This window comes from Flavobacterium branchiicola (genome assembly GCF_018383905.1).
GTDB lineage: Bacteria > Bacteroidota > Bacteroidia > Flavobacteriales > Flavobacteriaceae > Flavobacterium > Flavobacterium branchiicola.
In genome coordinates this window covers 1-18,271 of the sequence record NZ_JAGYWA010000004.1, presented here as the reverse complement: position 1 = coordinate 18,271, position 18,271 = coordinate 1, and the positions used below count along the sequence as shown (strand labels likewise).

The following is an 18,271-nucleotide window of genomic DNA, read 5'->3' as shown; positions in this document are numbered from 1 at the left end:
TTTTTAAAATAAATAATAACACTTCGAAAACAAACTTGTAACAAAAACCGTATTTTCGTGACAAATTGGTCATGATGCTAAAATTATTTAAAGAAAATATCCGAATTGCTTTTGGTTCTATCAAAACACAATTACTGCGAACCATTCTTACTGTTTTAATTATTGCTATCGGGATTACTGCTTTGGTAGGAATTCTAACCGTTGTAACCGCACTTGAAAACACGGTTTCTACCAATTTTGCCTCAATGGGCGCAAATACTTTTAACATCAATCAATACGAAAATACGGTAAGAAATCGTGGCGGAAAGGAACGTGAAGTCATCAATCCGATAATTTCTTATCCGGAAGCTGTTGCTTTCAAAAACAAATACAAATATCCTTTTACCGAAACTTCACTTTCTTTTACTGCAACATCAAAAGCTGAAGTAAAATATTTAGATCAAAAAACAGATCCGGAAATTACTGTAGTTGGTGTCGACGAACATTTTATAAGCAATTCTGGTTTAGAAATAAATCTTGGCAGAAGTTTTAATCAGTTTGATATTGACAACAATACTTATTCCTGCGTTGTTGGATCTGATTTTGAGAAAGGTTTATTAAAAGATGTTAATCCAATTGATAAAATAATCTCTATTCGCGGTGCGCGATTTAAAGTTATTGGCGTTTTAAAAGAAAAAGGATCCACTTTTGGAAACAGTCAGGATTTAAGGGTTTTAATCCCTATTCAGGTTGCACGCTCTTTATTTACGGCTCCAAATATAAATTACACCATAAGTGTTATGGTTTCTAAAAAAGAACTTCTGGACGAAGCGGCTGACAATGCGACAAGCACCATGCGCAGAGTTCGTAAACTGAGCCCGGTTCGCGATAATAATTTTGGTATTGGCCGAAGCGATGATTTAATCAATAGAATTCTGGGAATTACAAAATACCTGGGATGGGCTTCCTGGATTATAAGTATCATCACCATTTTAGGCTCTTCAATTGCCTTAATGAATATTATGATTGTGTCTGTTACAGAACGAACAAGAGAAATTGGTGTTCGTAAAGCTCTGGGCGCAACAAAAGTAACCATTTCGGTTCAGTTTTTTATCGAAACTTTATTAATTGGACAAATTGGCGGTTTAGTAGGAATCGTATTGGGAATTTTAATTGGATTTGCTTTTGCAGGCATAATGAATTTTGCATTCGTAATTCCGTGGATGGCAATTTTTGCTGCCTTTGCGACCAGTTTTATGGTTGCTATAGTTTCCGGGTTATATCCGGCAATTAAAGCTTCAAAATTAGATCCTATCGAAGCTTTACGTTATGAATAAGTCCTCAATCACAGTTTATTCTAAAAAAAACTTTGACTGAAAATTAAAGCTAAATATTTGATTTAATCATACGATCATTATCGTAAATATCTTTTCGGAGTTCTGTGTTTTTGAAATCCATTTTCTCCAGCATTTCTTTAGTTTCAGATCCTAAATATTGATTAATTTCAAAATAAAGCTGTCCGTTTTCTAAAAGATTTTTCTTAGCTAATTCTGCAATTTTTTTATAGAAAATTAAGGCATTATTATCTTCCACAAAAAGAGCCAAATGCGGTTCATAATCCAGAACATTCTTTTTGATTTCTACTTTTTCTAAATTGCGAACGTAAGGAGGATTTGAAACAATAATATCATAATCAGACTTTAAAACTTCTAATTGCAATACATCTTTAAGCATAAAAGTTACTTCAACCTTATTATTTATCGCATTAAGCTTTGCTGTTTCTAATGCTTTTTTAGAAACATCAATTGCATAAACTTTTGCATTCGGAAGATTTTTAGCCAGTGAAATTGCGATACAACCACTTCCCGTTCCTATATCTAAAATCTTAATTTCTTTAGATTTATCAATCCCTTTATTTTCATTAATGATCCAGTCAACCAATTCTTCTGTTTCCGGTCTTGGAATTAAAACATTCTCATTTACTTCAAAATCCAAACCATAAAAACTTGTTTTCCCTAATAGATATTGAATCGGAACTTCCTTTTTTAGCTGAGCTAATAGTGAATTCCAAACTACAAAATCATTTTCGGCAAAATTTAATTCATGATTAAGCGCTAGATCAATCTGCCTTAACTTATGTTTATCTTCTAATATTAAATAGAAAAAACTCTCCGCTTCGTACGCATCGTAAAAAGGCGATAATTCTTTTATAAATTGTGTGCGGTATTGTTTAATTTTCATCTCGGTATTTGAGTATTATTTTTCAGCAAAGCCGATTTCCTTCTAAATAAGTCCGTTAAAATCAAATTTGTTACAACAGATCTTACAAAACTTTCAACATCCAAACCGGGCAAGAACTGTGCCCAGTATTTCCTAACGGAGCATTTAAATATTCAAAACCTGATTTTTTATATAATTTTTGAGCAGCCAGCATAAAAGGCATTGTCTCTATATAACATTTTTCAAATCCAAAACTTCTTGCCTGTTCCAGACATTTTTCCATCATCTGACTTCCAATTCCTAATCCGCGGGTTTCCGGTAAAAAATACATTTTTTGCAGCTCACAAATTTCTGCGGCACCATTCTCTAAAGGAGCAATTCCGCAACAACCCAAAATCTGCCCTTCCTTTTCTACCACAAAATATACAGATCTTGGTTTATTGTACTCTTCATACATTAAATCTAAATAAGGATCTGCATATGCTGTACCTACTTTTGGAATTTCCATTTCGTCAAAAACTGATCGTATTAATTTGGCAACTGCCTGATTATCTTCTTTCTTAATTGGTCTTATGTTCCAATTTTCCATATTCCTTTATTAATGTAATATAACTACAAAAGTAAAAATACTTTTTCGATAGAGTCTTATCAATCCTTATAACTATGAAGATTAATCACAAAATAACTATTTTTGTACCGTGAATATACATGAGAAATACATAAAGCGCTGTATCGAACTTGCTCAAAACGGTTTTGGAACTACTTATCCGAATCCGATGGTTGGAAGCGTAATTGTTTATGACAATAAAATAATTGGGGAAGGCTGGCATAAAAAAGCAGGAGAACCACATGCCGAAGTAAATGCGGTTCGTTCTGTAAAAGATAAATCGTTATTAAAAAAGGCTACTATATATGTAAGCTTAGAGCCCTGCAGTCATTTTGGAAAAACACCGCCATGTTGTGATTTAATTATTACTCATGAAATTCCTAACGTAGTTGTTGGAACTGTTGATCCAAATGAAAAAGTAGCCGGCAACGGAATTAAAAAATTAATTGCAGCGGGAGTAAATGTTACGGTTGGCATTCTAGAAAATGAATGTAACGAACTCAACAAACGCTTTTTTACTTTTCATCAAAAAAAGAGACCATATATCATTTTAAAATGGGCCGAAAGTGAAGATGGTTTTCTCGCACCCGAAAAACAAATTGATCAGGAGCGTAAACCTGTCTGGATTACGAATACTTATTCGAGACAATTAGTTCATAAATGGCGTAGTGAAGAGCAAGCCATTTTGGTTGGTACTCAGACCGTGATTGATGATAACCCAAAATTAAATACCAGAGACTGGGCAGGAAACAATCCTGTGCGAGTTGTTTTAGACCAAAACAATCGCATTTCAAAAGAGAGTTTTATTTTTGATGATACTGTAAAAACGCTTGTATTTACAAAATCGTCAAATAACCTATCCACAGAAAACACTACCTTTGTAGTAATTGATTTTAGTAAAAATATAATTCCTCAAATCATTGCGGTTTTATATCAAAACCAAATTCAGTCTATTATTATTGAAGGTGGTTTGCAAACTTTACAAACTTTTATCAACGAAGGTATTGGGGATGAAGCCCGCATCTTTATTGGTAAAACTACTTTTAATAAAGGAACAAAAGCACCAGTTATTCAAAAGCGAACTAAAACCAAAAGTTTTATTCAAAACGACGAATTAATATACCTTAGAAATCATGATTGATACTATAATTTTTGACTTCGGAGATATTTTTATCAATTTAGATAAACAGGCCACTATTTCGGGATTACAGAAATTAGGCTTAACGGAGTGGACTTCTGAATTGGACCGCCTGAATATCTTGTTTGAAACCGGAGACATTTCACATGATGATTTTCTTTCGGGCTTTCAAAAAGAACTTCCAAATGCTTCAATCGAAGAAATTCTAAAAGCATGGAATGCAATTTTGGCAGACTTTCCTCTCTATCGTTTAGAGTTTTTACAAATGCTGACTAAAAAATATCGTCTATTTTTATTAAGTAATACCGACTCTATTCATATTGAAACTTTTGAAAATGTAAGCGGAGTTTCGTTTTACAGTGATTTCTATCAATGTTTTGAAAAAGTCTACTTTTCATTTGAAATTGGAATGAGAAAACCAAACGCTGATGTTTTTCAATATTTAATCAATAAGCATGAACTATCCCCAAAGCGAACTTTGTTTATTGATGACAAAAAAGAAAACACAGATTCGGCTGCTGCTTTAGGATTCAATGTTTGGAATTTACAAGTAGGAGAAGAAGATGTTGTAGATTTATTTGATAAAAAAATACTATAACTTAAGAATATTTTACCGCAGATTAAAATGTTTTTTTTTAAATTCTTGGCGTATTTTAACCGCAAAGAGCGCTAAGTTTTACGCAAAGTTTCCAAAGGTTTGAGTTCATAAGAATACAAAGTTCGCAAAGCTTTATCATAATTATTACTAAAATAATTTGTGTAGATTCGTGCAATTCGCGGCAAAAAAAAAAACATTAAATACAATTTAGAAATTTACCTTTTGGAATTTAACGATACGTATCAAACTATTGCTTTTGAATCTGAAGAAGTGCTTTTTAAAGAAAAAGGCAGTAAATTCTTTGGTTATGCTTTTCCTATTGAAAGCGAAGAAGAAGTAAAACCAATTATTGAAGACTTAAAAAAGCTTCATCCGCATGCTGTACATTATTGTTACGCTTATCAATTAGGAACCGCGCCTAAAATATCGTACCGGGCTAATGATGACGGGGAACCAAGCAACACGGCAGGCGCTCCCATTTATGGTCAAATACAATCATTTGGACTTACCAATATATTGGTAGTTGTAGTTCGTATTTTTGGCGGTGTAAAATTAGGCGTTGGCGGACTAATCACCGCTTATAAAACAACCGCACAAATGACTCTTGATGTTTGTGAAATTGTAGAAAAGACCATTGACGTCCATTTTTTAATCTCTTTTGATTATAAAAACATGAATAAAGTAATGCGTGTTATCAAAGAAAAGAAACTGGAAATCACCTCTCAAGAAATGGAATTTGATGAAGTTTCCGGACTACCAATTGGCAAAATAACGACAAAAACACGAAAAAAAAATGCCGAATCAGTATTCGACATTTTTGATTTAATGTTTGAAATCGATATTAAAATTATATAAATTAACATTAAAACGCAGTTCGTTTTAACAATTATACTAGTGTTTTAAATAATTCTAAAATGTAATCTGGAGGGGCAGTTGGGCGACCTGTTTTTAACGAAATAAATACTAAAATAAACACTGCCGTTGTTAATAACTCATTCGCTTCATTATAGATCTCGCAATCAAATTCAATCTTAACAGACGACTGACTTTTGAAAGTGGTATGAATTGTTAAGAGCTCATCATAACGCGCTGATTTTTTATAATTAATTTGCATTGAAACAATCGGCAATCCAATACCGCTTTCTTCCATGCTTGCATACGAAATCCCTTTATTTCTAAGCCATTCCACGCGTCCGATCTCAAAATACGGTACATAATTTCCGTGATAAACGACGCCCATTTGGTCGGTTTCTGAGTAACGAACACGCACTTGCGTTTGATGATTTTTCATTATTTATAGATTAAAAAAAATTAAATTTTTAAAGTTCACTTACAACATTTTTTTATAAAATTAGAGTCCAAAATATTTTTTTTTACAGAAATTTGTTCACATATTTGTTATCCCGAAATACGGAAAAAATTTACTCCTTTTTTATTAGGAGAATCTTTATCAATAATAAAAAACTTATCTGAATCTATGACTAAAACTGCTCAATCGGTATGGGAAAACTGTTTGTCCTTTATAAAAGACAATATTCAAGATCAAGCATATAAAACTTGGTTTGAACCAATCAAATCAGTTGAGCTAACCGACAACGCATTATATATTCAGGTACCTAGTAAATTCTTCTACGAATGGCTGGAAGAACATTACGTTAAATTATTGAAAGTTGCGCTTACCAAAGAACTGGGAAAAAACGCAAAGTTACTCTATAAAATTAAAATGGAAAACACTTATGGAAACAAACAGCCGTTTACCGAACAGCTGCCAAGTTCCAACAGAGTGCCTATGAAACCGCAAGAGGTTGATGCTCCGTTTAAAAACTTAAATCCAGAGCTTAAAAATCCTTTTGTAATTCCGGGAATCAGAAACCTGAAAATTGAATCACAACTAAACCCTAACTACAGTTTTGACAATTTCCTGGAAGGAGATTCAAACCGTTTAGCCCGTTCTGCAGGTATGGCTGTTGCCAACAAACCTGGAGGAACTTCTTTTAATCCATTATTAATTTTTGGAGGAGTTGGTTTAGGAAAAACACACTTAGCACACGCTATTGGTGTTGAAGTAAAAGATAAATACCCTGAAAAAACGGTTTTATATATTTCTGCCGAAATTTTCACACAACAATATATTGACTCTGTAAAAAAGAATAATCGTAATGATTTCATTCATTTTTATCAGCTGATTGATGTTTTAATTATTGACGATGTTCAGTTTTTATCTGGTAAATCAGGAACTCAGGACGTTTTCTTCCATATTTTTAATTACCTGCACCAAAACGGAAAACAGGTAATTTTAACTTCAGATAAAGCTCCTGTTGATATGCAGGACATTGAACAACGTTTATTGTCTCGTTTTAAATGGGGATTGTCTGCAGAATTGCATCAGCCTGATTACGAAACACGTATTTCAATCTTAAAGAACATTCTTTATCGCGATGGTGTTGAAATGCCAGAAGATATATTAGAATATGTTGCTCGCAATATCAAATCTAACGTTAGAGAACTTGAAGGCGCAATTATTTCGTTAATCGCTCAGTCTTCTTTCAACAAAAAAGAAGTTACGATTGAACTTGCGAAAAGCGTTGTAGAGAAATTTGTTAAAAACGTAAAGAGAGAAATCTCTATCGATTATATTCAAAAAATTGTATCTGATTATTTCCAATTAGATATTGAAACACTTCAATCTAAAACCAGAAAGAGGCATGTTGTACAAGCGAGACAATTGGCCATGTTTTTTGCAAAGAAATTCACTAAGGCTTCTTTAGCAAATATTGGTTCACAAATTGGAGACCGCGATCACGCTACCGTTTTACATGCTTGTAAAACAGTTGACAATTTAGTTTCTACAGACAAACAATTCAAAAAATTTGTCGAAGATATCAACAAAAAACTAACGCTATAAACGCGAATCATGCCAGTAAAAATTTTAATGGTTTGTCTTGGTAATATTTGCAGATCTCCTTTAGCCGAAGGAATTTTAGCATCAAAGTTACCTCAGGATAAATTTATTGTAGATTCTGCCGGAACCGGATCCTGGCATGTAGGCCATGCACCCGACAAAAGATCTATAGCCGTTGCCCAAAAAAATGGTTTATGCATCGACAATCAAAAAGGCAGGCAATTTAAAACTTCTGATTTTGATGAATTTGATTATATCTACGTCATGGATAATTCAAATTACCGCGATGTCACTCAACTTGCTAAAACACCGGAGCACAAGAATAAAGTTCATTTGATTTTAAATGAATTATTTCCAGATGAAAATGTTGATGTTCCTGATCCTTACTTTGGAGCCGTTAATGGTTTTGACAATGTCTACGAAATGCTGAACGAAGTAGCAGACATTATTGCACAAAAACTGATCAAAAAACATTCATAAATTCTCAATGTATTTTAATTATTAAAAGTAATAATTGAAATACATTTTCTTTTTAAACACTAAAATACTATCAAATGAAACTTCCAGGAAAATTATATTTAATTCCAACAACTATGGGCGAAAGTGATCCTATGGATGTTTTACCACAAACAGTAAGAAGAAGTATAGAATTAATAGATCATTATATTGTAGAAAACGACAAAACGGCCCGAAAATCAATAAGAGCAGTTTATCCCGAGAAAAAACAATCTGAACTGGTTCTTTTTACCCTTAACAAACGTACAGAGCCAAGCGAGCATTTAGATTTCATCAAACCTTTATTAGAAGGAAAAAATATGGGTTTAATGAGCGAAGCCGGATGTCCGGGTGTTGCAGATCCAGGTGCTGTAATTGTAAAACTAGCACATGAAAAAGGAATTCAGGTTGTACCGTTAGTTGGTCCTTCTTCTATCCTATTAGCTATGATGGCTTCTGGAATGAATGGTCAGAGTTTTACTTTTAATGGTTATTTACCTATTGATAAAGACGAGAAAAAATTGGCAATTCGTCATTTCGAGAAATTATCCTCTGATAAAAACCAGTCGCAATTATTCATTGAAACTCCATACAGAAACAATAAACTTATTGAAGATCTTTTGCAGATTTTAAATCCGTCAACTCATCTTTGTATTGCGACAGATATTACTTTGCCAACAGAATTTATCAAAACTTTGAAAGTTGCCGATTGGAAAAAGTTAAAAATTGATTTACATAATCGACCAACGATTTTTATTATTCATAAAATGTAATTAATCTAAGAGAATGAAAAAGATTTTGATGTTAATTTTGATTTTGATCTGTTTCACACAATGTAATTCTTCTACAAAAACTAAAATTTCAAAAGAAGATCAAACAGAACAGAAAATTGCTAAAGAAAATAACTTTGACGAATCTCTCAATAAAGTTGAAAAATCTATTAATAATAATGAAGTTCAAATAAAAAAAGACTCCACAATATACGATATTGATTCAATTGATGTAAAACCTGATTTTGAGGGAGGAATAGAGAGATTTCAGAAATTTATTAGATATAATTTCAAATATTACGAAGAAGAAATTCCGGTAAAAGGAATAGTTGAAGTAAATTTCGTAGTAGAAAAAGATGGCACTTTGAGTACTATAAAAGTAACTAAAGACGTCGGTTATAACACAGGAAACGAAGCAATTCGTGTATTAAAAAAAGCCCCTAAATGGATTCCTGGAACTAATAATGACAGACTTGTCAGGGTACTTTATCACTTATCGATCCCTATGGATAATTCATATAATTATCAAGATTAAGCCTTATATTCGATTCAACCAACAGCTTCATTCTAATTTTATTTTATCATGAGCAAACTTCCAAATGTCACCACAAGCATCTTTACGGTAATGTCAAAAATGGCAACTGAATATAATGCTATAAATCTTTCGCAGGGATTTCCAAATTTTCCTGTTGACGAAAGACTGACCGATATTGTGGCAAGATTAGCAAAAGAAAATGTGCACCAATATACACCAATGGCAGGTTATCCGCCGTTGATGAATCAAATTTCAAAATTAATTCAGAGTTCTTACAACAGAATTATCCATCCTGAATTAGAGCTTTTGGTTACAGCTGGAGCGACGCAGGGAATTTTTACCACTATTTTGGCTTTGGTAAAAGAAAATGATGAAGTAATTATTCTGGATCCAAGTTATGATTCTTATGAATCTCCGGTACTACTTTGCAAGGCAAAACCAGTTCGTGTACCTTTAAACAATGATTATACGCCAAACTGGGAAACTATCGAAAAGTCCTGTTCCGATAAAACCAGAATGATTATCATCAATAATCCACATAATCCGACAGGAAAGATTTTAACAGAAACTGATTTTCTTCAGCTAAATATCCTTTTAGAAAAATATCCTGATATTATTGTTCTGTCTGATGAAGTTTACGAATATATTACTTTTGAAGAAAAACATATTTCGGCACACACAAAAAGTTTCCTTATCGATCGATGCGTAATGGTTTCCTCTTTCGGGAAATCATTTCATATTACGGGATGGAAAATTGGTTATACAATTGCTCCGGAATATTTAATGAAAGAAATAAAAAAAGTACATCAGTTTTTAGTTTTCAGCGTTAACAGTATTTCTCAATTTGCCATTAGCGAATATCTAGACGTTGTCGATGTAAACTTACTTGGGAAATTCTATCAGGAAAAACGAGATTATTTTCAAAAACTTCTTCAAAACAGTCGCTTTGAACTTAAACCTTGTGAAGGAACTTATTTTCAGGTTGCTTCTTATGCCAATATTTCAAACGAGGATGATGTAACTTTCTGTAAAAAACTAATTACAGATCATGGTGTTGCCGCCATTCCAATTTCAACTTTTTATTCTGATCATAAGGACCAGAAATTAATTCGTTTTTGCTTTGCCAAAGACAATTTCACTTTAGAGAGTGCCGCAAAAAAACTGTGCGAAATATAAAGTTTATTAAAATTTTATAACAATATTATGCGTGCATCCTATTTTTTTAATTAATATTGTAAAAAAAGAAAAGTATGAGCTATACAGATAAAATGTTACGTGATGATGCTTTAAAAGGCAAAGTTATTGTTGTTACAGGTGGCGGAAGCGGATTAGGCAAAGCTATGACTAAATATTTCCTGGAATTAGGAGCTCAGGTAGCGATAACTTCAAGAGATTTAGAAAAATTAAAAGCAACTGCTACAGAACTTGAAAATGAGACTGGCGGAAAATGTTTACCTCTTCAATGTGACGTTCGTCATTATGAAGAAGTAGAAAATATGCTTCAGGAAACTTTAAAAGTTTTTGGTAAAGTAGATGTTTTATTAAACAATGCAGCTGGAAACTTTATTTCTCCAACTGAAAGATTGTCTGCCAATGCTTTTGATACTGTTATTGATATTGTATTGAAAGGTTCTAAAAACTGTACACTTGCTTTTGGAAAACACTGGATCGACACTAAACAAACATCGGCTACGATTTTAAATATTGTAACTACTTACGCCTGGACAGGTTCGGCTTATGTAGTACCAAGTGCTACTGCAAAAGCAGGAGTTTTGGCCATGACAAGAAGTCTTGCTGTAGAATGGGCAAAATACGGAATTCGTTCTAATGCGATTGCTCCGGGACCATTCCCTACAAAAGGCGCATGGGACAGATTATTACCGGGAGATCTTGCTGAAAAGTTTGATATGGCAAAAAAAGTTCCATTAAAACGTGTTGGTGACCATCAGGAATTAGCCAATTTGGCGGCTTATTTAGTTTCTGATTTCTCTGCTTATGTAAACGGAGATGTAATTACAATTGATGGAGGCGAATGGTTAAAAGGTGCCGGACAATTCAATCTATTAGAAGCAATTCCTGAAGAGCTTTGGGATCAGCTAGAAATGATGATAAAAGCAAAAAAGAATAAATAATTACAAGTGCTTACTAAACTCAGAATATTTTATTAAAACTATACTGATTGCACAAAATCCCGAGAGTTAAGCTTTCGGGATTTTTTTATGACAAAATCAATGTTTTTAACCATTTAAGTGATATAAGTTCAGTTAAGGAATGTTTTACTTAAAAAATTTTCTACTAATTTTTACATATACAACTTATATGGTTTAAATAAATAATATGTTAATACAAATCACTTAAATTATTATTTTTGTCAAATAATTATATAACATCAAATTTATGCTCATTATTGGACTTGCAGGAGGAACAGGAAGTGGAAAAACAACAGTAGTACACCAAATCATGAACGAATTACCAGACACTGAAGTTGGCGTAATTTCTCAGGATTCGTATTATAAAGAGACAACCAATTTGTCTTTTGACGAAAGAGCATTAATTAATTTTGATCACCCGCGTGCTATTGATTTTGAATTGTTAGTAAAACATTTAAAAGCGCTAAAAGCCGGAGAAACAATTGATCAGCCCGTATATTCTTTTATACAACACAACAGAACTGATGATACCGTTTCAACTCATCCTAGAAAAGTAATGATCGTTGAAGGAATTTTAATCTTAACAAATCCGGAATTACGTGAAATGTTCGACATTAAAATATTTGTTCATGCAGATTCAGACGAAAGATTAATACGTCGTTTAAAAAGAGATATTTCAGAACGCGGACGTGATATTGATGAAGTTTTAAACCGTTATCAGAACACATTAAAACCTATGCATGAGCAATTTATCGAGCCATCAAAAGCTTTTGCTGACATTATCATTCCAAATGACAAATACAACACAGTAGCAATTGACGTGGTTCGTGCTGTAATTAATCAGCGAATTTTATAATTTTTATCGTAAATTTAAACCATAATAATTAGGAGCTGAGTGCTTTGCCAATTCGTTTCACTCGTGTCCCGCTTTCGCCTTTATCTTTTTATGTCGGCCGCGGCTGACATAAAAAGGATACCGGCTTTATCGGGGCTAAAAAAAAACAATCAAATTCAAAAGAAATATTCGTTTAAAAATGAAATTAAAAAATCCGTATAAAGGCAAAAAATGGTACAAATACCTTGGCAATAAGTATGTTTGGGTTTTGCTGTTTTTTATTGTCTGGATGCTATTTTTAGACAACTACTCTTATTTTGATCATCGATTTCTTGATGGTCAGATAAATGAATTACAGGATAATAAAAAATATTATCAGCAAGAAATAAAAAAAGATCAGGAACAGATAAAGCAACTCAAAAATCCTGAACAAATAGAAAAATATGCTCGCGAAAAGTACTTTATGAAAAAAGACAGCGAAGATATTTATATCATACAATTTGAAGGAGATACCATTCAAGATAAAGAATAATTAGAAAAAACACTCAATGGCCACTACCCTGTTCAACGATTTCAATCCGATTTCATCCAAACAATGGAAACAAAAAATTCAGTTTGAACTGGATGGAGCTGATTATAACGAAACGGTTATCTGGAATTCTCCCGAAGATATTCAGGTAAAACCTTTTTATCACTGCGATGAGTTTACTGGTGCTTCATCTGCAGAAACTCAGGTCTCAAATTTTACTATCTGTCAAAATATATTTGTTCATGATGTCGAGAAATCGATTCACAGGGCCATAAATACTATCGAAAGAGGTGCTGAAAGTTTACGTTTTTCAATAGAAAATGAAAATATTGATATTCAAAAACTACTTGAAACTCTTCCTTTAGAAAACAGAATCGTTTACTTTAATTTGAGTTTTATTTCAATCGATTTCGTAAAAAAACTGGATTCAATTGCAATACAAAAAAAAGCTACTTTTTTCTGTAATATTGATCCAATTGGTCATTTTGCCAGAGAAGGAAACTGGTTTACCACATCGGATAAAAATAATTTTGAAACACTCGAAAACATTTCAAAAGCGACAACTAATATTTCACTATTAAGTATTGATTTAGGTTTGTACCAAAATGCCGGAGCCAATATTACACAGCAAATTGCTTACAGCTTAGCACATGCAAACGAATATTTAAATCGTTTACCCAATATTGTAACTCCAATTGTTTTTCAGGTATCGATTGGAACGAATTATTTCTTTGAAATTGCAAAACTTCGCGCTTTACGAATGCTTTTCAAATTAATTGCTGCGGAATACAATCCAAATATAAAATGTCATATTCTCGCAACACCAACGAAACGTAATAAGACTATTTACGATTACAATGTTAATATGCTTCGTACTACAACTGAATGCATGTCGGCAATTTTAGGAGGTGCAGATTCTATTGCCAATTTGCCTTATGATGCATTATACCATAAAGACAATGAATTTGGAGATCGTATTGCCCGGAATCAATTGCTAGTTCTTAAACACGAAAGTTATTTTGACAAAGTAAATAATCCGGCTGATGGCAGTTATTATATCGAAAGTTTAACCACACAACTGGCAGAAAAAAGTCTTACTTTATTTAAAGATATTGAAGCCAATGGAGGATTCTTAAAACTGCTGAACGACGGAACGATTAAAAAGAAAATTCAGGAAAGCGCTAATAAAGAACAGGATTTATTCGATTCTAAAAAAGAAGTTCTATTAGGAACGAATAAATACCCCAATAAAGAAGACAAGATGAAACACGATTTAGAATTGTTTCCTTTTGTAAAAATTAAACCAAGAAAAACATTAATTACACCGATAATAGAAAAAAGATTAGCCGAGAAACTAGAACAAGAACGTTTAGAACTTGAATAAAAATTATCGAATCGCCAAATTGAATATAAATTAAAGTAATTATGGAAGCAATAAGACAAATTATAACAGTTAAAAATCATTCTGTAACTGTTATTCTACCTGATGATTTTATAGCAGACGAAGTAGAAGTAATTATTTTACCTATTCAACGTGACGAATATAAAACCCCTCAATGGCAAATTGACCTAGTTAGGGAAAGAACAGAAAACTATTTAAAAAATCCAAAAAACGCTTCAGCTATTGATGATTTTTTAAAAGAAATTGAAAATGAATTATAAAATAATAATTATTCCAGAAGCAAAAGCTGATTATAAAAAATCTTTACTCTGGTATAAAGTTATTAATTCAAATTTAGCTCGAAAGTTTAATGATTCGTTCAAGGAAAGTTTAACAAGACTTAAAAATGATCCACTACTGTTTCAAATAAAATACGACAATACCAGAATCATATTTTTTAAAATATTCCCGTACGCAATTCATTATTCTATTTATCAAGATAAAATCGTAATAAAATCCATTTTTCACACGTCCAGAGATAGTGATTTGAATTTATTCTAAAATTTGTTACAATTGAGAAAAGACCTTAAACATATAAAATTCGAAGTTAAACGTGAAACATTGGAAGTTAATTCAACTTCTGATAACTTCACCACTGCAGAAGGAATTGAAATCAAAAAAAACTATTCAGAAAAAGATCTGGAAGATTTAGAATTTCTTGATTTCGGAGCTGGCTTTGCTCCAAACTTACGTGGGCCTTATGCAACAATGTACGTTAGACGTCCATGGACAATTCGTCAATATGCCGGATTTTCAACCGCAGAAGAAAGTAATGCTTTTTACAGAAGAAACCTTGCTGCCGGACAAAAAGGATTATCTATTGCTTTTGATTTACCAACGCACCGAGGTTACGATTCAGATCATGAAAGAGTCGTTGGTGATGTTGGAAAAGCCGGAGTTGCGATTGATTCTGTTGAAGATATGAAAGTATTATTCGATCAGATTCCATTAGATGAAATGTCAGTATCAATGACTATGAATGGTGCTGTTCTGCCTATTATGGCCTTTTATATTGTTGCAGCCGAAGAACAAGGCGTCTCCCTGAATAAACTGTCAGGAACAATTCAAAATGACATTTTGAAGGAATTTATGGTGCGTAATACTTATATCTATCCGCCAACACCTTCTATGAAAATCATCGCTGATATTTTTGAGTTTACCAGCAAAAAAATGCCAAAATTCAATTCTATTTCGATTTCAGGTTATCATATGCAGGAAGCCGGTGCAACTGCAGATATCGAATTGGCGTATACACTAGCAGATGGTTTAGAATACATTAGAACCGGATTATCCACGGGAATGTCAATTGATGAATTTGCCCCTCGCCTTTCTTTCTTTTGGGCTATTGGAATGAATCATTTCATGGAAATCGCTAAAATGAGAGCCGGTCGAATGATCTGGGCAAAATTAATTCAGCAATTTAATCCAAAAAGCGATAAATCCTTAGCTCTTAGAACCCATTGCCAAACTAGTGGATGGAGTTTAACAGAGCAAGATCCTTTTAACAATGTAGCAAGAACTTGTATTGAGGCTACTGCAGCTGCATTTGGAGGAACGCAATCATTGCATACTAATGCACTTGATGAAGCAATTGCACTTCCAACTGACTTCTCAGCCAGAATTGCCCGTAATACTCAAATATTTTTACAGGAAGAAACTAAAATTACCAAAACAGTTGATCCTTGGGGAGGAAGTTATTACGTTGAATCATTGACTAATGAAATCCTAAAAAATACCTGGAAACTAATCGAAGAAGTTGAAGAATTAGGTGGTATGACAAAAGCTATCGAAGCGGGAATTCCTAAACTTAGAATCGAAGAAGCTGCTGCAAGAAAGCAAGCAAAGATTGATAGCGGCCAGGATATTATTGTTGGAGTCAACCAATTTAGATTAGAAAAAGAAGATCCGTTACATATTTTAGATGTCGACAACCAAATGGTTCGTAAACAGCAAATTGAACGACTTACTGAAATAAAAGCAAAAAGAAATACTGAAAAAGTAAATCAATCACTGGAAAAATTAATTCATTGTGCCGAAACCGGAGAAGGAAACTTACTGGAAATTGCTACCGAAGCTGCACGCGAAAAAGCAACATTAGGAGAAATTAGCGATGCTCTTGAAAGTGTTTTCGGCAGATTTAAAGCACAAATTAAATCCTTTAGCGGTGTGTATAGTGCAGCAATAAAAAATGACGAAAATTTTGAAAAGGCTAAGCAATTAGCAGATGCTTTTGCAAAACAAGAAGGAAGGCGTCCAAGAATTATGATTGCCAAAATGGGACAGGATGGACATGACCGAGGTGCAAAAGTTGTGGCAACAGGTTATGCCGATGTAGGTTTTGATGTAGATATAGGTCCGCTTTTTCAAACTCCTGCCGAAGCTGCAAAACAAGCAGTTGAAAATGACGTTCACATTTTAGGAGTTTCTTCTTTAGCTGCGGGGCATAAAACATTAGTACCGCAGGTAATTGAAGAACTTAAAAAACATGGTCGTGAAGATATTATGGTGATTGTGGGTGGCGTAATTCCGGCACAGGACTATCAATATTTATTTGATGCTGGTGCAGTAGCCGTTTTTGGTCCCGGGACTAAAATTAGTGAAGCAGCCATTCAAATTTTAGAAATCTTAATTGACTAATAGGAATAAAAAAATCCCGAATATTTCGGGATTTTTTTATTTTCTTTTCATTCTTAATCGTTTACTGTGGCATTACTATCTGCCTCAATATACGAAAGATCATATCCTCCAAAAGCTTTTAAATAACTCTTTAAAGAAGTTCCGTAGGCATCTCTAAAATGTCTGTTTCCTTTGTTCTTAAAAAAGTTTTTTACTGAACCAGCGCCTCCAAGATGTGCAGCGGCCAAGATACCAGATTCGGTAATTTCAATACCGCTAATAATTTGCCCTTCATACTTTTGAATTTCATTACGTAAAATCCATTTGTTTTTGGATAGCAATGCAATAAAAGCTTTTTCTTGTAAAGCCGGATCTTTTAAAAAGTTTTTGTTGTTTTTAATACCAATAGCCCTTAAAGCTTCTGCTCCAAATTGATATTTCCCCATATAACCAAGTGAATTTACCAAACGGTATTTTCCTTGTGATTCTTTAAAAGCAACTGCCTCTTTAAAGCCGATTAAATGGTTTCCTGTGTATGGGAAGTTTAAATTAGGATAATCATCCTTTTCTTGTGATGGGAACATGTATTCTGTTCCATCTGTTTTTTCTGTTAGAAACCAAGGCTTGGCTTCAATGTTGAAGGGTTTAAAACCCAAACTTAAAAATGTAATAATAACGATCAAACTCGCATAAAAATACCATTTCTTTATCATAAATTGTTTTTCTTCAAAACGCTGTCACCCTTTTGAAATTTCTACGATGCAAAGATAACAAATACAAAACAACCCTATAAATCAACACTTTACGAATTTTAACGAATTTAAAAATTCTCCTAAACCCCTTTAGTAATGCACTTTTAGGGCGATTTGACAACAATCAAAAAGTTCGAAAATACCACCAAAAAATAAATCCAAAAAACATCATTTTTATCAATTTTTTACCAAATTAGTTAAAATCATAAGACAAAACTTATAATATTTACCGATTTCCTAACATAAATTTAATCGCTGTTTTAAAAATTTAGATAAATTTTACAAGATAAAACCTATAATTTTACTCATTTTTTCATTTTTCAGTCTAAAAAAACACTTTTTAATCATCAAAATTCTTTGATAAACGACTTTAAATATACGAAAAACACTACTTAATAAAGTACTTTTTTATCCCTATTGAGACAAAAATCACAGACTTATTTTCTCTCATAAATCTAAATTGAGTTATCCTGAAAAAGGTTGACTGAATTAATAATATAAAATTAATTAAATCGGAACAGAATTGCTTTTGTTCCGATTTATTTTTTTCCATGTTTTCAATTTTACTTGATTTTGTAAATGAGCTTGATTTGGAGTCAGCATATTGATTGATAAATGCACTCTAATTTGATTATAAAAAAAGATAGATTCCTGGACTTGCTTTTTTAAGTTCTCAAAATCTTCAAAGATTTCAGACAATGCGA

The 18,271-nt window shown here is 32.8% G+C and carries 21 protein-coding genes; 16 read left to right on the top strand and 5 right to left on the bottom strand.

The window, feature by feature from the left end:
* Nucleotides 1–71 precede the first annotated feature (71 nt).
* Nucleotides 72–1,316: an ABC transporter permease gene (locus tag KHA98_RS10090; protein WP_213257803.1), complete on the top strand. Its 1,245-nt coding sequence runs from the start codon at nt 72–74 to the stop codon at nt 1,314–1,316.
* A 49-nt stretch (nt 1,317–1,365) separates the two neighbouring features.
* Here the strand turns inward: KHA98_RS10090 and prmC are convergent, their stop codons facing one another.
* Both prmC and KHA98_RS10080 read right to left on the bottom strand, forming a co-directional pair.
* Complete coding sequence (prmC, locus tag KHA98_RS10085) at nt 1,366–2,220, bottom strand: peptide chain release factor N(5)-glutamine methyltransferase (RefSeq protein ID WP_213257801.1); 855 nt, start codon at nt 2,218–2,220, stop codon at nt 1,366–1,368.
* An 82-nt stretch (nt 2,221–2,302) separates the two neighbouring features.
* Nucleotides 2,303–2,788: a GNAT family N-acetyltransferase gene (locus KHA98_RS10080; RefSeq protein ID WP_213257798.1), complete on the bottom strand. Its 486-nt coding sequence runs from the start codon at nt 2,786–2,788 to the stop codon at nt 2,303–2,305.
* A 109-nt stretch (nt 2,789–2,897) separates the two neighbouring features.
* Between KHA98_RS10080 and ribD the strand changes: the two genes are divergently transcribed.
* The 3 genes from ribD to KHA98_RS10065 all read left to right on the top strand — a co-directional run bounded on the left by ribD (nt 2,898) and on the right by KHA98_RS10065 (nt 5,397).
* Nucleotides 2,898–3,947, top strand: coding sequence for a bifunctional diaminohydroxyphosphoribosylaminopyrimidine deaminase/5-amino-6-(5-phosphoribosylamino)uracil reductase RibD (gene ribD, locus KHA98_RS10075; protein WP_213257797.1), 1,050 nt, complete (start codon nt 2,898–2,900; stop codon nt 3,945–3,947).
* Nucleotides 3,940–4,542, top strand: a complete 603-nt coding sequence (locus KHA98_RS10070) for an HAD family hydrolase (RefSeq protein ID WP_213257795.1) — start codon at nt 3,940–3,942, stop codon at nt 4,540–4,542. The genes ribD and KHA98_RS10070 overlap by 8 nt, the downstream gene beginning before the upstream one ends.
* Nucleotides 4,543–4,764: 222 nt before the next feature.
* Nucleotides 4,765–5,397: an IMPACT family protein gene (locus KHA98_RS10065; protein ID WP_213257793.1), complete on the top strand. Its 633-nt coding sequence runs from the start codon at nt 4,765–4,767 to the stop codon at nt 5,395–5,397.
* A gap of 31 nt (nt 5,398–5,428) precedes the next feature.
* Here KHA98_RS10065 and KHA98_RS10060 read toward each other — a convergent pair whose 3' ends face one another.
* Nucleotides 5,429–5,833 (bottom strand): acyl-CoA thioesterase, encoded by a 405-nt coding sequence (locus KHA98_RS10060; RefSeq protein WP_213257791.1) that lies wholly within the window; start codon nt 5,831–5,833, stop codon nt 5,429–5,431.
* 186 nt (nt 5,834–6,019) lie between these two features.
* Between KHA98_RS10060 and dnaA the strand changes: the two genes are divergently transcribed.
* The 12 genes from dnaA to scpA all read left to right on the top strand — a co-directional run bounded on the left by dnaA (nt 6,020) and on the right by scpA (nt 16,836).
* Entirely contained in the window at nt 6,020–7,447 is a 1,428-nt protein-coding gene (dnaA, locus tag KHA98_RS10055; RefSeq protein ID WP_091492283.1) for a chromosomal replication initiator protein DnaA, read from the top strand.
* 9 nt (nt 7,448–7,456) lie between these two features.
* The gene (locus KHA98_RS10050; RefSeq protein ID WP_213257789.1) at nt 7,457–7,924 is read left to right on the top strand and encodes a low molecular weight protein-tyrosine-phosphatase; all 468 of its coding nucleotides are present in this window, start codon (nt 7,457–7,459) and stop codon (nt 7,922–7,924) included.
* Nucleotides 7,925–7,998: 74 nt separating this feature from the next.
* On the top strand, nt 7,999–8,712 hold the full coding sequence (locus KHA98_RS10045) for an SAM-dependent methyltransferase (protein WP_213257787.1): 714 nt from the start codon (nt 7,999–8,001) through the stop codon (nt 8,710–8,712).
* A 13-nt stretch (nt 8,713–8,725) separates the two neighbouring features.
* Nucleotides 8,726–9,244: an energy transducer TonB gene (locus KHA98_RS10040; RefSeq protein WP_213257785.1), complete on the top strand. Its 519-nt coding sequence runs from the start codon at nt 8,726–8,728 to the stop codon at nt 9,242–9,244.
* A gap of 48 nt (nt 9,245–9,292) precedes the next feature.
* Nucleotides 9,293–10,420 carry a methionine aminotransferase gene (locus KHA98_RS10035; RefSeq protein WP_213257783.1) on the top strand — a complete coding sequence of 376 codons (1,128 nt, stop codon included), beginning with the start codon at nt 9,293–9,295 and terminating at the stop codon, nt 10,418–10,420.
* 74 nt (nt 10,421–10,494) lie between these two features.
* Nucleotides 10,495–11,376 carry an SDR family oxidoreductase gene (locus KHA98_RS10030; protein ID WP_213257782.1) on the top strand — a complete coding sequence of 294 codons (882 nt, stop codon included), beginning with the start codon at nt 10,495–10,497 and terminating at the stop codon, nt 11,374–11,376.
* Between the two features lie 265 nt (nt 11,377–11,641).
* Nucleotides 11,642–12,250, top strand: coding sequence for a uridine kinase (udk, locus tag KHA98_RS10025; protein ID WP_213257780.1), 609 nt, complete (start codon nt 11,642–11,644; stop codon nt 12,248–12,250).
* A 178-nt stretch (nt 12,251–12,428) separates the two neighbouring features.
* Nucleotides 12,429–12,761, top strand: a complete 333-nt coding sequence (locus KHA98_RS10020) for an FtsB family cell division protein (RefSeq protein WP_213257779.1) — start codon at nt 12,429–12,431, stop codon at nt 12,759–12,761.
* 16 nt (nt 12,762–12,777) lie between these two features.
* Nucleotides 12,778–14,142 carry a methylmalonyl-CoA mutase subunit beta gene (locus KHA98_RS10015; RefSeq protein ID WP_213257778.1) on the top strand — a complete coding sequence of 455 codons (1,365 nt, stop codon included), beginning with the start codon at nt 12,778–12,780 and terminating at the stop codon, nt 14,140–14,142.
* A gap of 41 nt (nt 14,143–14,183) precedes the next feature.
* The gene (locus tag KHA98_RS10010; protein ID WP_213257777.1) at nt 14,184–14,420 is read left to right on the top strand and encodes a hypothetical protein; all 237 of its coding nucleotides are present in this window, start codon (nt 14,184–14,186) and stop codon (nt 14,418–14,420) included.
* On the top strand, nt 14,410–14,700 hold the full coding sequence (locus tag KHA98_RS23075; RefSeq protein WP_213257776.1) for a type II toxin-antitoxin system RelE/ParE family toxin: 291 nt from the start codon (nt 14,410–14,412) through the stop codon (nt 14,698–14,700). The genes KHA98_RS10010 and KHA98_RS23075 overlap by 11 nt, the downstream gene beginning before the upstream one ends.
* A 12-nt stretch (nt 14,701–14,712) precedes the next feature.
* Nucleotides 14,713–16,836: a methylmalonyl-CoA mutase gene (scpA, locus tag KHA98_RS10000; protein ID WP_213257775.1), complete on the top strand. Its 2,124-nt coding sequence runs from the start codon at nt 14,713–14,715 to the stop codon at nt 16,834–16,836.
* 53 nt (nt 16,837–16,889) lie between these two features.
* On the opposite strand, the gene KHA98_RS09995 is transcribed toward scpA, so the two are convergent.
* Nucleotides 16,890–17,528: a peptidoglycan-binding protein LysM gene (locus tag KHA98_RS09995; protein ID WP_213257774.1), complete on the bottom strand. Its 639-nt coding sequence runs from the start codon at nt 17,526–17,528 to the stop codon at nt 16,890–16,892.
* Between the two features lie 546 nt (nt 17,529–18,074).
* On the bottom strand, nt 18,075–18,271 hold a 197-nt coding region (locus tag KHA98_RS09990), incomplete at its 5' end, for an IS3 family transposase (RefSeq protein WP_213256670.1).